The 14,733-nt window shown below is 55.9% G+C and carries 15 protein-coding genes; 5 read left to right on the top strand and 10 right to left on the bottom strand.

Annotation, left to right across the window (positions count from 1 at the left end; all coding sequences use genetic code 11):
* The first annotated feature begins 5 nt into the window (after positions 1 to 5).
* From GYRE_RS14585 to GYRE_RS14575, 3 genes are read left to right on the top strand one after another with little or no spacing between them, the layout of a single operon-like run.
* Positions 6 to 1,283: an oligosaccharide MFS transporter gene (locus tag GYRE_RS14585; protein WP_038256225.1), complete on the top strand. Its 1,278-nt coding sequence runs from the start codon at positions 6 to 8 to the stop codon at positions 1,281 to 1,283.
* 13 nt (positions 1,284 to 1,296) lie between these two features.
* On the top strand, positions 1,297 to 2,487 hold the full coding sequence (locus tag GYRE_RS14580; protein ID WP_038256223.1) for a glycoside hydrolase family 88 protein: 1,191 nt from the start codon (positions 1,297 to 1,299) through the stop codon (positions 2,485 to 2,487).
* Between the two features lie 10 nt (positions 2,488 to 2,497).
* On the top strand, positions 2,498 to 3,055 hold the full coding sequence (locus GYRE_RS14575) for a DJ-1/PfpI family protein (protein ID WP_038256220.1): 558 nt from the start codon (positions 2,498 to 2,500) through the stop codon (positions 3,053 to 3,055).
* 12 nt (positions 3,056 to 3,067) lie between these two features.
* On the opposite strand, the gene GYRE_RS14570 is transcribed toward GYRE_RS14575, so the two are convergent.
* Genes GYRE_RS14570 through prmB form a run of 6 tightly spaced genes read right to left on the bottom strand, consistent with a single transcriptional unit; the run spans position 3,068 to position 7,577 of the window.
* Complete coding sequence (locus GYRE_RS14570; RefSeq protein ID WP_006821010.1) at positions 3,068 to 3,346, bottom strand: YfcL family protein; 279 nt, start codon at positions 3,344 to 3,346, stop codon at positions 3,068 to 3,070.
* Between the two features lie 9 nt (positions 3,347 to 3,355).
* The gene (locus tag GYRE_RS14565) at positions 3,356 to 3,904 is read right to left on the bottom strand and encodes an elongation factor P hydroxylase (protein ID WP_038256218.1); all 549 of its coding nucleotides are present in this window, start codon (positions 3,902 to 3,904) and stop codon (positions 3,356 to 3,358) included.
* Positions 3,904 to 4,713, bottom strand: a complete 810-nt coding sequence (locus GYRE_RS14560; RefSeq protein ID WP_006821012.1) for a sulfite exporter TauE/SafE family protein — start codon at positions 4,711 to 4,713, stop codon at positions 3,904 to 3,906. Before GYRE_RS14560 ends, GYRE_RS14565 begins: the two co-directional genes overlap by 1 nt.
* On the bottom strand, positions 4,713 to 5,537 hold the full coding sequence (gene mepA, locus GYRE_RS14555) for a penicillin-insensitive murein endopeptidase (protein ID WP_038256216.1): 825 nt from the start codon (positions 5,535 to 5,537) through the stop codon (positions 4,713 to 4,715). The genes GYRE_RS14560 and mepA overlap by 1 nt, the downstream gene beginning before the upstream one ends.
* 2 nt (positions 5,538 to 5,539) lie before the next feature.
* Positions 5,540 to 6,625: a chorismate synthase gene (gene aroC / locus GYRE_RS14550; RefSeq protein ID WP_006821014.1), complete on the bottom strand. Its 1,086-nt coding sequence runs from the start codon at positions 6,623 to 6,625 to the stop codon at positions 5,540 to 5,542.
* A 19-nt stretch (positions 6,626 to 6,644) separates the two neighbouring features.
* Complete coding sequence (gene prmB / locus GYRE_RS14545; protein WP_038256385.1) at positions 6,645 to 7,577, bottom strand: 50S ribosomal protein L3 N(5)-glutamine methyltransferase; 933 nt, start codon at positions 7,575 to 7,577, stop codon at positions 6,645 to 6,647.
* A 166-nt stretch (positions 7,578 to 7,743) separates the two neighbouring features.
* Here prmB and smrB point away from each other — a divergent pair, with 166 nt between their 5' ends.
* A complete protein-coding gene (smrB, locus tag GYRE_RS14540; RefSeq protein WP_006821016.1) occupies positions 7,744 to 8,295 on the top strand; it encodes an endonuclease SmrB in 552 nt (183 codons plus the stop codon).
* Positions 8,296 to 8,457: 162 nt separating this feature from the next.
* Here smrB and sixA read toward each other — a convergent pair whose 3' ends face one another.
* The 4 genes from sixA to GYRE_RS14520 all read right to left on the bottom strand — a co-directional run bounded on the left by sixA (position 8,458) and on the right by GYRE_RS14520 (position 13,058).
* Complete coding sequence (sixA, locus tag GYRE_RS14535) at positions 8,458 to 8,943, bottom strand: phosphohistidine phosphatase SixA (protein WP_006821017.1); 486 nt, start codon at positions 8,941 to 8,943, stop codon at positions 8,458 to 8,460.
* 210 nt (positions 8,944 to 9,153) lie between these two features.
* A complete protein-coding gene (gene fadJ / locus GYRE_RS14530) occupies positions 9,154 to 11,304 on the bottom strand; it encodes a fatty acid oxidation complex subunit alpha FadJ (protein WP_038256214.1) in 2,151 nt (716 codons plus the stop codon).
* Positions 11,304 to 12,614: an acetyl-CoA C-acyltransferase FadI gene (fadI, locus tag GYRE_RS14525; protein WP_038256212.1), complete on the bottom strand. Its 1,311-nt coding sequence runs from the start codon at positions 12,612 to 12,614 to the stop codon at positions 11,304 to 11,306. Before fadI ends, fadJ begins: the two co-directional genes overlap by 1 nt.
* Before the next feature lie 159 nt (positions 12,615 to 12,773).
* Positions 12,774 to 13,058, bottom strand: a complete 285-nt coding sequence (locus GYRE_RS14520; protein ID WP_038256210.1) for a YfcZ/YiiS family protein — start codon at positions 13,056 to 13,058, stop codon at positions 12,774 to 12,776.
* A 371-nt stretch (positions 13,059 to 13,429) separates the two neighbouring features.
* Between GYRE_RS14520 and fadL the strand changes: the two genes are divergently transcribed.
* The gene (gene fadL, locus GYRE_RS14515) at positions 13,430 to 14,716 is read left to right on the top strand and encodes a long-chain fatty acid transporter FadL (protein WP_038256209.1); all 1,287 of its coding nucleotides are present in this window, start codon (positions 13,430 to 13,432) and stop codon (positions 14,714 to 14,716) included.
* Positions 14,717 to 14,733 lie beyond the last annotated feature (17 nt).

Here is a 14,733-nt window from a genome sequence, read left to right as displayed (position 1 = left end):
GAACCATGAAAAACCAGACCACGCGCAGTGCGCAAATCAGAATGAGCAGTTTCATTTTTCTCTACTTTTTCACCTGGTCCTCAAGCTTTGGGCTTTACGCGCTATGGCTCAGCCAGAAGGTGGGGCTCGACAGCATCACCATCGGCAGCGTATTCGCCATCAACGGCGTCTTCGCGGTGATCCTGAAACCGGTGTACGGCTACATCATGGACAAAATTGGAATGAGCAAATGGCTGCTCTATTTTGTCTGTGCGATTTCCGCCCTGATGGCACCGTTCTTCGTCTTCGTGTATCAGCCGTTACTGCTGAGCCATACCATGATGGGGATTGTGATCGGCGCGCTGTACCTGAGCCTGGGCTGGTACGCCGGGGTAGCGGCATCAGAGTCTTACGCCGATCGGTTCAGCCGGTTGTATCACCTGGAATTTGGTCAGATCCGCATGTGGGGATCGCTGGGCTGGGCCGTGGCGGCATCGGTGTCCGGGATCTTATTTAACTTCACGCCGGTAGCCAACTTCCTGCTCAGCAGCACCACCTCCATCATCATGCTGTTGATGCTGGTGAGCCTGAAAATTGGCGCTGAACAGCTGAAAGATAACGACGTTATCTCTGAAAACAAGATTGTCTTCAGCGACGTCATTATGCTGCTGAAGAATCGCAAATTCTGGATGTTCAGTCTTTATGTGGCAGGCGTGGCGTGGATGATGTTCATCGCCGAGCAGCAGTTCCCACGCTATTTCGTCTCGTTTTTCAACACCACCGAACAGGGAAACGCCTGGTACGGCTATCTCAGCACCGTGCAGTCGGGCACCGAGTTCATCATGATGATGTTTATCCCATTGCTGGTGAATCGCTATGGCGCCAAAAAGGGCCTGCTGTTCTGCGGCATGGTGGTGGGCGCACGTCTTATTGCGTCAGGGCTGACCACCGATCCGGTGATTATCTCCATCATCAAACCGCTATACGGCGTGGAGATAGCCCTGCTGCTTATCTCCGTCTTTAAATACATCGCCGAGCATTTCCCGAAGAAGGTAAACGCCACGATGTATCTGCTTGGCTATCAGGCCATGATCTACGTCGGCTCTATCGTCGTCGCTCCGCCGGCAGGTTATCTGTATGACCGGATTGGGTTTGAACATACTTATTTGCTGATGGGCAGTTGCGCCCTGCTGTTCACGCTTATCTCCGCATTCACTTTGTCACGCTGCCGCTCGGCACGCGCTGACGCAGAAGACTTTTCCCCTGGGCTGGACGCGATGCCAGCAGAACCAGGCAAACATTAATCGAGGAGATGTTATGACCCGTTCTGTTACCACCGAACCGCTGCGCCCCATTGAGCTGCACAGCGTTGACCGCCACGCCCTGAAGCAGCGGCTGGATACGGCCCTGAACCGCGTGACGCGCCAGCTGGATAAAAACATCGCGGCATTTGGCGCAAAGTTCCCGGGAGAAGCCTGTGAAAACGGCGTCTGGCCGCGCACGGAGAACGTCGAATGGACCACCAGCTTCTGGACCGGGCAGCTGTGGCTCGCCTGGGAGATGACCGGCGAGGAGAAGTATCGCGAAGCCGCCGAGCGCTATCTGCCGTCGTTTGCAGAACGCATCGAGAAGCGCATTGATACCGCCACTCACGATCTCGGCTTTCTCTATTCCCTCTCCTGTGTGAACGCCTGGCGTCTGACCGGCAACGAGGCCGCACGACGCTCGGCGCTGCAGGCCGCCGATGCGCTGATGGAGCGTTTTAACCCGGTAGCAAACATTATCCAGGCCTGGGGCGATCTCAATGACCCTGAGCAGCAGGGCCGCATGATCATCGACTGCAATATGAACCTGCCGCTGCTGTACTGGGCCAGCGAGCAAACCGGCGATCCACGCTACGCCAGGGCTGCCACCGCCCACGTCGATCAGGCGGCGAAGTACATCGTTCGCCCGGATGCTTCAACCTGGCACACTTACTATATGGATGTGGTTAGCGGCGAACCCCGCTTCGGCAATACCCATCAGGGCTACAGCGATACCTCCTGCTGGTCACGCGGTCAGGCGTGGGGCATTTACGGCTTCCTGCTGAGCTTCCTGCACACCGGCGATAAGCAGATGGTGGAACTCTCGCGCAGCCTCGCCCACTACTTCATCAACCGCCTGCCGGAAGATGACGTCTGCCACTGGGATCTGGCGTTACTCGGCACTGACGCCGTGCGCGACAGCTCCGCCGCCGCCATCGCCGCCTGCGGCCTGCTCGAGCTGGTGAAAGCGCTGCCGGTGCTGGATAAACACCGCGCGCACTATGAAGAGATGGCGCTGCGCATTATCGCCTCACTCACCGACAACTACCTGACCCGCGACGACGAGCCGGACGAAGGCCTGCTTAAACACTCGGTCTATCACATGGCGAGCGGTAAAGGCGTCGATCAGTGCTGTAGCTGGGGCGATTATTTCTATCTTGAAGCACTGGTGCGTCTGCGTCAGGTGTGGAATTTGTACTGGTAAGGAGTAAAAAATGAAAAAGGTCGCCATCCTGTTGGCTCCGGGTTTTGAAGAGGGTGAAGCGATTGTCACCATCGACATTCTGCGTCGTCTGAATATCGTGGTCGAAACGCTCTCATGTACCGAAAGCCCTGAAGTTGTTAGCTATCACAACATTCCCGTGAAAGCTGACAATACGTTGCAGGCCCGCTTTGACACCACTTACGACGCGGTTGTGCTGCCTGGCGGCCCGCAGGGTAGCCTGTTTTTAGGCAGCAGCGACAACGTAGTGGCTTTCGTTCGTCGTCACGACGATGCCGGAAAATGGATCTGCCCCATCTGCTCTGCCGCCGCCCGCGTGCTGGCGGCCAACCAGCTTCTGAAAGGACGTCGTTACGTTTGCTCCGGTGATTTATGGCAGCAGGTGACGGACGGCGTGTACGTTGATGCCGACGTAGTGGAAGATGGCAATCTGCTCAGCGGCAGAGGGTTAGGTAAAGTCTTTGATTTTGCCCTGACGCTGGCGGCACGGCTGGCGGGAGATGAAATGCCCGCGCGCAAACACGCCGGGCATATTGATTACGTGTGGTAGGTCGCGCGAGGGTTAGTGAGCTTTCGCCTTCTGATACAACGTATCCCACATGCCGGTGACCAGCGCCTGATCGCGCGGAGAAAGCTCACCGGCATCAATCGCTTTAGTCAGGCTATGGGTGACCTGGGCGTACACCGCTTCCGGTGAATGGTCGTCACCCGCTTCAAGCTCTGCCACCGCCAGCGTCAGGTGGCCACGCAGATAGCCACTGGCGAACAGTTCGTCATCGCTCGCGTGATCAACCATGTCATCAATCAGCGCCAGGATGCGGTTTTCAAATTCTGCGATCATCTTCTTTCCTCAATTTAAATCTTCCGGCCACGGGAAGTGTTCCGCCGTGATTTCCGGCGTTTGATAATAATTCTGTAACGCCCTGATGAAACGCGCCGGACGCGCCGGGATCCCCTCTTTCAGGTACGTCATCACCTGTGCATGGACCCGCCGCTGGAATGCAATACGATCTGGCTCGCTATCCCCTTCCAGGTTGTCGCAGCTGACGTTAAACGGAAAGCCTGCGGCAACGCAGAACAACCAGTCAAACGACTGCGGTTTGACCTCGACGTCTTCAAACTGCCCCTGGGTGGCAGCATCGCGACCGTCCGGGCAGTACCAGTAGCCAAAGTCCACCAGTTTACGTCTGGCCTCTCCGGCAATACACCAGTGCGAAATCTCATGCAGCGCGCTGGCGTAAAAGCCATGCGCGAAAACGATACGGTTGTACGGCGCATCGTCATCAGCAGGAAGATAAATCGGTTCGTCGTCGCCTTTAATCAGACGGGTATTAAAATCATCGGCAAAACAGCCGTCAAAGATGTCGATCAGCTGCTGAAAATGGTGTTGCTGTTGCATTAATGGATCCCCAGCCACTGGAGGATCTCTGCTCCATGACTGTCATATAAAAGTTTGGCGCTCATCACCGCAGAAACAATAACGATCATCGGACGGATCAGCGACTGGCCCTTACTCAGCACCAGTCGGGACCCCATTCGTGCCCCGATAAACTGCCCGGCCATCATCACGAAGCCGGTCGCCCACAGCACTTTGCCGCCGATAATAAACAGCAGCAGGCCGCCAACGTTCGAAGTGGCGTTAAGCACTTTTGCGTGAGCGGTTGATTTGGCAAGGTTAAACCCGGCGAGCGTGACAAACGCCAGCGCATAAAACGACCCTGCGCCTGGGCCAAAGAAGCCGTCGTAGAAACCCACGCAGCCGCCGGCAATCAGGGCAAACGGCAGACCGTGCAGACGGCGCTGGCGGTCGTTCTCACCAAGCTTTGGCATCAGCAGAAAATAGAGGCCAATACCAATAATCAGAATCGGCAGGATCTGGCGCAGGATCTCTGACTGTACGTGCTGAACTAACAGCGCCCCGGCGGTGGAACCAATAAAGGTCATCAGAATATTGAGCTTCTGATCGGCGAGGTTCACCACCTTGCGGCGAATAAAGTAGAGAGAAGCTGACAACGAGCCGCCACAGGCCTGTAGTTTGTTAGTGGCCAACGCCTGAGCCGGGGACATGCCCGCAGCCATCAGCGCCGGAACGGTCAGAAGTCCCCCGCCTCCGGCCAGCGAGTCAATGAAACCCGCCAGCACGGCGATAAAAAAAAGCGACACCAGCATTAATGGTGACACCATAAAGATATCGACGAAATTTTCCATTAGAGTGCATGCTCATCCAGTAGCGCCTGACAGGAAGGCGGCAACGGCGGTGGCGTCTTCTTCGCAGGCTTTATAGTTCCCGGTTTTGGTGGTTCAAACCAGCTTTGCAGTTCCGCACCACAGCCATCTCCAGGCGGTGGCGGAGCCTGTTCTTCACACTCGAGGCTGTTTGCCGGGCAGCGCAGCCGCACGTGCATATGTGCACGATGCTGGAACCACGGGCGTACCTTATGCAGCCAGTCGCGATCGGTACCGGCGTCCAGGCAAAGCTGCTGCTTGATGGCCGGGTTCACAAAAATTCGCGTCACGTCGTTGTCTTTCGCCGCGAGCTTGATGAGGTTGCTGACGTCCGAACTCCACAGCGATGGCACAACACGTTTGCCATCGGCGGCCACCAGATCCAGCGCCTGCGGACGCATCAGCTGCGCTGACGTCCAGCGCGCTTTTGGCAACTGCAGGAAAATATCGACATCCAGCCCGGATTGGTGGCTGGCGTGACCGCTGTTAAAGCGGCCTCCTGCTGGCATCCCCATATCGCCAATCAGCAGCGTCCCCATTCCCCGATTGTGCACCTGGGTACTGAGCCGCTGAATGAATTTCACCAGATCGGGATGTCCGAAGTAGCGCAGCTGATCGGTGCGCATCACCTGATAATCGTCAGACTGTAACGGCAATGCCTCAGCCCCAACAATACAGCCATTGGCGAAAGCGCCAATCGACTGGGCGCTCCCGGCGATAGGCCTGGTGATAGTCTGCCACGGCGTTGCCGCCAGGACGGAGCTGCTTGCCATCAGCGCCAGCAGCGCTACAACGGTTTTTTTCATGGTTACCAGCGAGGAATTGTGGTCGTCACATCCGCATTCTGCGCACGCTGGCGCATAAAGTGATCCATTAATACGATCGCCAGCATCGCTTCCGCGATCGGCACCGCGCGGATCCCCACGCACGGATCGTGACGTCCTTTGGTTATCATCTCAACTTCTTCACCCGCCCGGTTAATGGTACGGCCCGGTACGGTAATGCTGGAGGTCGGCTTCAGTGCCATATGGGCAATAATCTGCTGCCCGCTGCTGATCCCGCCCAGCACGCCACCCGCGTGGTTGCTCTGGAAACCCGCTTTGGTGATTTCGTCGCGGTTTTCGCTACCGCGCAGGTTCACCACGCCGAAGCCGTCGCCAATCTCTACGCCTTTCACCGCGTTGATGCTCATCAGCGCATGGGCAATATCGGCATCAAGACGGTCGAACACCGGCTCGCCAAGACCCGGCGGTACGCCGTCGGCAACCACCGTGACCTTCGCGCCAATGGAGTCACCCTCTTTTTTCAGGCCACGCATCAGCTCGTCGAGGGCGTCAATTTTATCCGGATCCGGGCAGAAGAACGGGTTCTGCTCAACCTGGCTCCAGTCTTTAATTTCCAGCGGAATGTCGCCCATTTGCGTCAGGCAGCCACGAATGACAATGCCAAATTTCTCGGCAAGGAATTTCTTGGCAATGGCACCGGCCGCCACGCGCATGGCGGTTTCACGGGCAGAAGAGCGCCCGCCGCCGCGATAGTCGCGCAGGCCAAATTTTTGCTCGTAGGTGTAATCCGCGTGTCCCGGACGGAACACGTCTTTAATGGCACCGTAGTCCTGGGAGCGCTGGTCGGTATTCTCAATCAGCAGGCCGATACTGGTGCCGGTTGTTACGCCTTCAAAGACGCCGGAGAGGATTTTCACCTGATCCGGCTCGCGGCGCTGCGTGGTATACCGGGAGGTTCCCGGACGGCGACGGTCAAGATCGTGTTGCAGGTCGGCTTCGGTTAACGGAATGCCCGGAGGCACGCCATCAACGATACAGCCCAACGCCAGACCGTGCGATTCGCCAAAGGTCGTGACGCGGAAGAGTTGTCCAATTGTGTTTCCTGCCATTACGGCTCCGCTATTTTTATTAGTCTTTATAGATACTGAAGTGTTCGCGCGCAGCCACCAGCTGAGCTTTGGTCAGCATGAAGACGCCGTCACCACCGTTATCGAACTCAAGCCAGGTGAACGGGACGTCCGGGTACTGCTCTATCAGATGTACCATGCTGTTCCCGACTTCACAAATGAGAATTCCGTCGTCTGTGAGATAATCCGGGGCGTTGCTCAGAATGCGGCGAGTCAGCTTCAGGCCGTCAGTGCCGGAGGCCAGACCCAGCTCCGGTTCGTGGCGATACTCACTCGGCAGATCGGACATATCCTCTTCATCCACGTAGGGCGGATTGGTGACGATCAGATCGTACTGCGTTTTCGGCAGCTCGCGGAACAGATCGGAGCGGATCGGCGTAACGTTATGGATCATGCCGTGCTCTTCGATGTTGTGCTCGGCGACGGTCAGCGCGTCGGTGGAAATATCCACGGCATCGACTTCCGCCTCCGGGAAGGCGTAGGCACAGGCAATAGCGATACAGCCGCTGCCGGTACACATGTCGAGAATATGCTGCGGCTGGCCGTTAATCAGCCCGCTGAAGTGGTTGTTAATCAGCTCGCCAATCGGTGAGCGTGGCACCAGCACGCGCTCATCGACATAAAACTCATGCCCGCAGAACCAGGCTTTGTTGGTCAGGTAAGCCACCGGAATACGGTCGTTAATACGACGGATAACGCGCTCTACGATACGGTGCTTTTCGCTCGAAGTCAGACGTGCGGTGTGCATGTCCTCCGGAATATCCAGCGGCAGATAGAGAGACGGCAACACCAGTTGAACCGCCTCATCCCACGGGTTGTCCGTTCCGTGACCGTACCAGATATTCGCAGCACTGAAGCGGCTGACCGACCAGCGCAGCATGTCCTGAATGGTTTGCAGCTCATTGACTGCCTCATCAACAAATATTTTATCCACGCTTTCCCCCAGGGCACGCTTAGCGGTAAATTCGGCGGCTAGTGTGCCATGAAGGCGGCGATAAATCAGCATTCTTACCGTCGTAAAGGGGGGAAAAATGCGTTTTCCCTGCCCGCAACCCGAATGAGTCGGGTAAACTGTCGGAAATAAAATACGAGAACCCGTAATGAAAAAGAAAGCATCGCTAAGCGAAGAGGACCAGACGCTGTTCCGGCAGTTGATGACCGGCACTCGCCAGATTAAGCAAGATACGATTGTGCATCGCCCGCAGCGCAAGAAAATCAGCGAAGTCCCGGTGAAACGTCTTATCCAGGAGCAGGCCGATGCCAGTCACTACTTTTCCGATGAGTTTCAGCCGCTGCTAAACAGCGAAGGTGCGATGAAATATGTCCGCGCCGACGTCAGCCATTTTGAGCTTAAAAAACTGCGCCGTGGTGATTACTCCCCGGAGCTGTTTCTCGATCTGCACGGTTTAACCCAGATGCAGGCCAAGCAGGAGCTGGGCGCGCTTATCGCCGCCTGCCGACGCGAGCACGTATTTTGCGCCTGCGTGATGCACGGCCACGGTAAACACATCCTTAAACAGCAAACTCCGCTGTGGCTGGCGCAGCATCCACACGTGATGGCATTTCACCAGGCCCCGAAAGAGTACGGCGGCGACGCCGCATTGCTGGTGCTGATTGAAGTCGAGGAGTGGCAGCCGCCAGAGTTGCCATAAACGAAAAAGCGGCTGGCATTGCTGCCTGGCCGCTTTAATAACCTAAATAATTCGAGTTGCAGGAAGGCGGCAACGCAGTGAATCCCCGGGAGCTTACAGTAGTAAGTGACCGGGGTGAGCGAGGAAAGCCAACGCACATGCAACTTGAAGTATGACGGGTATTCAGATGGCTTTCGCCATTCTCAGATTACAAGGGCTCATCTGCCAGTTAAATACGCCACGCCCGTCGCTCTCAAGCGTGACATTGGCGATGGCAGAGGTCGTGAACATTGGCGGCGTTTCACCCGGACACAGTTCAGACACCAGATAGCCCACCAGCGGCAGGTGAGAGATCACCAGCGCGGTTGCCACACCTTCGTTTGCCAGCGCCTGCAGATAGGCACTGACCAGGCCCACGTCGCCGCAAGGCGTCAATTCAGGCAAAACATCTACCTCTTTCGGGAGATTCATGCACTCTCCCACCACGTCCAGGGTCTGTTCAGCTCGCAGGAACGGGCTTACCAGAACACGCTCAATGTCCACTTTTTGGCCTTGTAGCCAGGTGGCCATCTGACGGGACTCATCGCATCCGCAGACGGTCAGGGGACGAACCGAGTCACTGGCTGCTTCGAGGGCAGCGTCGCCGTGACGCATAATGAAAACTTGCATATTGCACCGCTTTTGTTAACCAGAAGCACCGACGTTAAACCTGGCGCGATCAAACTAGTGCGCCAGTTACCCGGTGGCCGGGCATTGTGCCTTATCCATCCATTGAATGAAACGCTGTGTTTTACATCAATGGCGTAAGTATAGTCAATCTCTGTTTACAATTTAACCGACCACCTGAATCACTCTCGGCAGATGACTTCTTTTTAGACCCTAACTTATCGCATCAGTTTCCTTTGCTGGCCAAAAGGTCAGCCCCTGTTCTGCACGCTGTAATAAACTCTCACAGGGTGTAAACCGTGGGCCATGCTGCACCGCAAGACGCTGCAGAATGGCGACCACTTCCCGTGCGCCGAGGGTATCCATGTAATGGAACGGCCCTCCGAGGAACGGCGGAAAACCAATGCCAAACACCGCACCGATGTCTCCATCACGCGCGCTGCGTACCACCTGCTCGTCATAGCAACGGGCCGCTTCATTGAGCATCAACATCACGCAGCGTTCTGCCATAAGCTGTTCGTTGAACTCATTTTTCTGGCCTGTCGAACCCACTAAAGCATAGATAGCAGGATCGGGCTGTTTTTTGCTTTTACGCCCTTTTTCACCGTAAAGATAGAAACCACGATTATTTTTTCTGCCTTTGCGATCGTCATTCAGAATTGCGTCAATGACATTTGCAGGCGGGCGAAAACGCTCTCCGTAAGCCTCCTCAAGCACAGGGATAATTTTAGTGCCTGTATCGATTCCGACCTCATCCAAAAGTTGGATTGGCCCGACCGGGAAACCAAACTTCACCAGCGCTTTATCAATATTTTCAATTCGTTGGCCTTCCGTCAGCAGTCGGATTGCCTCGTTAATATAGGGTGCCAGAATTCGGTTAACGTAAAAGCCGGCTTTGTCGGCGACCACGATGGGCGTCTTGCCCTGCTTTTTCGCAAGCTTAACCGTCGTGGCGATAGTGCGTTCAGACGTTCCCGCATGAGGGATCACCTCCACCAGCGGCATTTTCTCAACCGGGCTGAAAAAGTGCAGGCCGATAACCTGCTCTGGCCGCGCGGCAAGGGCTGCGATATCGCCAATAGGCAGTGAAGATGTGTTCGAGGCAAACACCGTATGGGGTGCACAGTGCTGCTCAACTTCTGTTACCATTTTTTGCTTGAGTGCCAGATCTTCAAACACCGCTTCGATAACGACATCACGATGCGAAAAGCCGCTGTAGTCGGTCGTTCCGGAAATCAGCGCCAGCTGACTGTCACGCTCACTGGCTCTGATATGGCGGCGACGCACCTTCTTATCAAGCAGATCCCAACTGTACTTCAGCGCGTGGTTGATTCCATCAGCATTAATATCCTTAATGCGAACAGGCAATTTTCCTTTACAGGCGGTGACGAAAGCGATGCCGCCGCCCATCAAACCACCGCCCAGTATACCTACGGCACGCAGCGGCCCGGACTCTGCGCTGGCACCCGGATCTTTTTTCAGGTCAGTGCTGGCAAAGAAGATGTGGCGCAACGACTGCGATTGTGGCGTCATGGCAAGTTCACCAAACGCCCGGGCTTCCGCCTCATAGCCGCTGCTGATACCGTGCGCGAGCCCGGTTTCAATCACCTGCAAAATCCGCGTGGTCGCCGGGTAGTTACCCAGCGTTTTCTGTTCGGTTTTCTTGCCAACCAGATTAAACAGCACGGTGCGACCGAGCGGACCGGCCAGTACCCGTTCACGCACCGGCAGGCGGCGATGCTCCGGTACACCGTTTTTAACCCGTTCAACCGCCGCTTCCAGCAGAATAGAAGCCGGAACCACCTCATCCACCAGCCCTACTTTCAGCGCCTGACGCGCCCGAAGCTGTTTACCGGTCAGGATCATCTCAAGCGCAGTGCTGACGCCAATCAACCGTGGCAAACGCTGAGTGCCGCCTGAGCCCGGCAACAAACCCAGCTGCACTTCCGGCAAACCAAGTACGGTTTTTGCGTCATCGGTGCAGAGGCGGGCGTGACAGGCCAGCGCCAGCTCCAGACCACCGCCCAGACAGGCGCCATGAATTGCCGCCACCACCGGAACCGGCATCGCATGGATTTCCGCCATCACCTGCTGGCCCTGCTTCGCCAGCGCTTCGGCCTCCAGCGCCGTTTTGCAACGGCCAATCATGTTGATATCTGCACCGGCAACGAAGTTGTCTTCTTTTGCCGAGATAAGCACGACCCCACGAATATCATGGTTCTCGCGGATCTGACGCAGCAGCGCGCGCACCTCGGTACCGAACTCTGCTTTCAGGGTATTCATTTTCTCGCCGGGTACATCGAGGGTGATGACAGCGACGTTGTCCGGACGGACGTTCAAAGAGAATGCAGACATCGTTTCCATTATTCAGCCTCCAGAACCATTGCCGCGCCCAGCCCGCCGGCTGCGCATGCCGTTACCAGGCCAAACCCTCCGCCGCGTCGACGCAGCTCGTGCAGCGTCTGGGTAATCATTCGCGCGCCGGTGGCGGCAAACGGGTGCCCGTAGGCAATTGAGCCACCGAGGACGTTAAATTTGCTGTCGTCGATCTCGCCGGTCGCGTGCGAACGCCCCAGCACTTCACGGGCAAAGCGTTCGCTACCAATCAGCCGCACGTTTGCCAGTGTCTGGGCGGCGAAAGCCTCATGCATATCGATAAGGGTCAGATCGTTAAGGGTGAGCCCGGCGCGATCCAGCGCCAGGGGCGTCGACCACGCGGGCCCCAGCAGCATATCCTGCCAGACATCGATGGCGGTAAAAGCATAGCTGCGCAGATAGCCGAGCGGCTTCAGGCCCAGCTCTTTTGCCCTCGACTCCGTCATCAGGATAACCGCTGCCGCACCGTCGGTTAACGGGGTGCTGTTAGCGGCGGTGACGGTACCGTGTTTACGGTCAAACGCCGGGCGCAATTTCGCGTAATCGGCAAGCGTGGAGGCGCCGCGAACGTTGTTGTCTTTAACGACCGGTTCCCGGAACGGCGGCGCGTAGGCGGTCATCACTTCATCCGCCAGTTTGCCCTCATCCCAGGCCTGTGCCGCCAGATGATGTGAGCGATGCGCCAGCGCATCCTGTTGTTCACGGGTTATGCCGTAGGTTTTCGCCATCTGCTCTGCGGTGTCACCCATACGCAGTCCGGTGGAGTACTCCGCAACCGCGGGCGGAACCGGCAGCAGATCGCGCGGACGAAGGCGCGAGAAAAGTTTCAGCTTCTGCCCGAGGGTACGGGCTTTGTTGGCATCAACCAGCGTGCGCGCCAGCTTTTTACTCACGCCAATCGGTAGCACCGATGAGGAGTCTGCCCCACCGGCGATTCCGGCGCGGATAGTGCCGGCCATCAGGCTTTCAGCGACGTTCGCCACCGCCTGGAAACTGGTGGCGCAGGCGCGGCTGACGCTGTAGGCATCGGTATGCACATTCATTCCGGTACCCAGTACAATTTCGCGGGCGATGTTGGGGGCTTCCGGCATCTGAACCACCTGGCCGAAGACCAGTTGTTCAATCACCTCCGGGGGGATCTCGCTGCGAGCCATCATTTCACCCACCACCATTTTGCCGAGATCCACCGCCGGAACACCGTGGAATACCGTCGCCTGACGGGCAAACGGCGTACGTAATCCGCTGACGATGGCAATGCGATCGCCCTGACGGGTTAGAAGTGGTAATGCCTGACTCATAAAACTCCCCTGTTAACCGAAAACCAGCAAGTGGTCTGACCTGACAACAGTCTTAACTAATTTTTTACATTTAGCCAATCAGGGAGCAAGAAAAGTGGGAGCTAAAACACATTGAAGAGAAAAAGAAAACGCCCCTTTGAAAGGGGCGTTTTGGGGATATTAACGCAAACCGAGCTGGAAGATTAAGGTTTCGGCTTCGCAGCTGAACACAAAGTCGATATCCAGCTTAACGCCACCGTCAACTTCGGTGAAAGTTGGGGTGATAACACACGGCTCAGACTCAACGCCGCGCGCATTTGCGGTCAGTTGGGCCAGCGTTTCTTCTGCTTCTGCACGGTTCGCGAAGACACGGCTGTAAGACGCGGTGCAATCGGTGTTGTCCATAATGGTACCAACATCCATACAGCAGCAAACAGGAGTCTCATCAGCACTGCATTTACTCATCGTAGATTTCCTCTGTGATTGCACCAGGGGTGCCAGATAAACAATGTACTTATTTTACCCCCCAGATTTGGTGCTCTCCAGCAGTTAATGTTGCGAAAAGCCTCAAGTGACAGAAATCACAATTAAAAATGATCTAAAACAAAAATCACCCTTTCTTGTGAGTCGACCTGGTCCCATTTTTGCCAACCAGATCGCGTTTCTGAGATCACATTTGAAAAAATCTATAAACATACTTGCAACATTTCAGCTGGTCAGACCTATACTCAGCGCACTGGTCTGATTTCTCTGAAGTGATACAGACCCTACACTTCGCGCTTCTGTTACGGCATGTAACAAATTTTGTATAAAAATAACTCAATGAGGTTATGGTCATGAGCCAGAAAACCCGGTTTACCCAATCTGCACTCGCAGTCGCAGTGGCACTTGTCTCAACACAAGCCTGGTCTGCAGGTTTCCAGCTAAACGAGTTCTCAACATCTGGTCTCGGCCGTGCCTATTCAGGTGAAGGCGCTATCGCAGATGATGCAGGTAACGCCAGCCGCAACCCGGCGCTTATCATGATGTACGATCGCCCTACCTTCTCGGCAGGTGCGGTATACATCGACCCGGACGTTAACATCTCCGGTAAATCTCCTTACACCGGCCGTAGCACCGACGCAGACAACATTGCGCCGACGGCATGGGTTCCTAACGTTCACTTCGTCATGCCGATTAACGAACAGTTCGGTATTGGTGCTTCCGTCACCTCTAACTACGGTCTGGCGACCGAGTTCAGCAATAACTACATTGCTGGTGAGTACGGCGGTAAAACCGACCTGCAAACCGTTAACCTCAACCTGAGCGGTGCGTACCGTCTGAACGAGAACTGGAGCTTCGGTCTGGGCTTCAACGCCGTGTATGCCGACGCGAAGATCGAACGTTATGCCGGTGAGCAAACTGCAGGTGCACACCTGGCAGCACCAGGCACCCAGATTGCTAAGCTTAAAGGCGACGAATGGGGTTACGGCTGGAACGCCGGTATCCTGTATGAACTGGATAAGAACAACCGCTACGCGTTGACCTATCGTTCAGAAGTTAAAATCGACTTCGACGGCGATTATAAGAGCAACATCAACAGCGCCTTCAACCGCGCACCGGGTGCGGGCACTGCGTTCCCATGGGGAACCTCTGGCTCCACCATCCCAGGTTCTCTGACCCTGAATCTGCCGGAAATGTGGGAAGTGTCTGGTTATAACCGTGTGGCACCGCAGTGGGCGGTTCACTACAGCATCGCGTATACCAGCTGGAGCCAGTTCCAGGAGCTGAAAGCCACTGGCTCTAACGGCCAGACGCTGTTCTATAAAGATGAAGGCTTCAGAGATTCCTACCGTATCGCGCTGGGGACCACCTACTACTACGATGATACCTGGACCTTCCGTACCGGTATCGCGTTCGATGACAGCCCGGTTCCGGCTGAAAACCGTTCTATCTCCATTCCGGATCAGGACCGTTTCTGGCTGAGCGCAGGCGCAACCTACGCGTTCAACAAAGATGCTTCTGTTGACGTTGGTGCTTCCTACATGCACGGCCAGAACGTGACCATTAACGAAGGCCCGTACACCTTCCGTTCTGAAGGTAAAGCCTGGCTGTTCGGTACCAACTTCAACTACCGCTTCTAATCAGAAGATCGGTATAA

Source organism: Yokenella regensburgei ATCC 49455 (assembly GCF_000735455.1).
Classification (GTDB): Bacteria; Pseudomonadota; Gammaproteobacteria; order Enterobacterales; family Enterobacteriaceae; genus Yokenella; species Yokenella regensburgei.
This window is presented reverse-complemented; position numbering and strand designations above follow the sequence as displayed.

Excerpts from the sequence above, each read along its gene's own strand:
- GYRE_RS14565 (WP_038256218.1), bottom strand. The coding sequence starts at position 3,904 with ATGCAACAGCAACACCATTTTCAGCAGCTGATCGACATCTTTGACGGC.
- GYRE_RS14570 (WP_006821010.1), bottom strand. The coding sequence starts at position 3,346 with ATGATCGCAGAATTTGAAAACCGCATCCTGGCGCTGATTGATGACATG.
- fadL (WP_038256209.1), top strand. The coding sequence starts at position 13,430 with ATGAGCCAGAAAACCCGGTTTACCCAATCTGCACTCGCAGTCGCAGTG.
- GYRE_RS14585 (WP_038256225.1), top strand. The coding sequence starts at position 6 with ATGAAAAACCAGACCACGCGCAGTGCGCAAATCAGAATGAGCAGTTTC.
- GYRE_RS14575 (WP_038256220.1), top strand. The coding sequence starts at position 2,498 with ATGAAAAAGGTCGCCATCCTGTTGGCTCCGGGTTTTGAAGAGGGTGAA.
- fadJ (WP_038256214.1), bottom strand. The coding sequence starts at position 11,304 with ATGGAAACGATGTCTGCATTCTCTTTGAACGTCCGTCCGGACAACGTC.
- GYRE_RS14520 (WP_038256210.1), bottom strand. The coding sequence starts at position 13,058 with ATGAGTAAATGCAGTGCTGATGAGACTCCTGTTTGCTGCTGTATGGAT.
- sixA (WP_006821017.1), bottom strand. The coding sequence starts at position 8,943 with ATGCAAGTTTTCATTATGCGTCACGGCGACGCTGCCCTCGAAGCAGCC.
- smrB (WP_006821016.1), top strand. The coding sequence starts at position 7,744 with ATGAAAAAGAAAGCATCGCTAAGCGAAGAGGACCAGACGCTGTTCCGG.
- aroC (WP_006821014.1), bottom strand. The coding sequence starts at position 6,625 with ATGGCAGGAAACACAATTGGACAACTCTTCCGCGTCACGACCTTTGGC.
- GYRE_RS14580 (WP_038256223.1), top strand. The coding sequence starts at position 1,297 with ATGACCCGTTCTGTTACCACCGAACCGCTGCGCCCCATTGAGCTGCAC.
- fadI (WP_038256212.1), bottom strand. The coding sequence starts at position 12,614 with ATGAGTCAGGCATTACCACTTCTAACCCGTCAGGGCGATCGCATTGCC.
- GYRE_RS14560 (WP_006821012.1), bottom strand. The coding sequence starts at position 4,713 with ATGGAAAATTTCGTCGATATCTTTATGGTGTCACCATTAATGCTGGTG.
- mepA (WP_038256216.1), bottom strand. The coding sequence starts at position 5,537 with ATGAAAAAAACCGTTGTAGCGCTGCTGGCGCTGATGGCAAGCAGCTCC.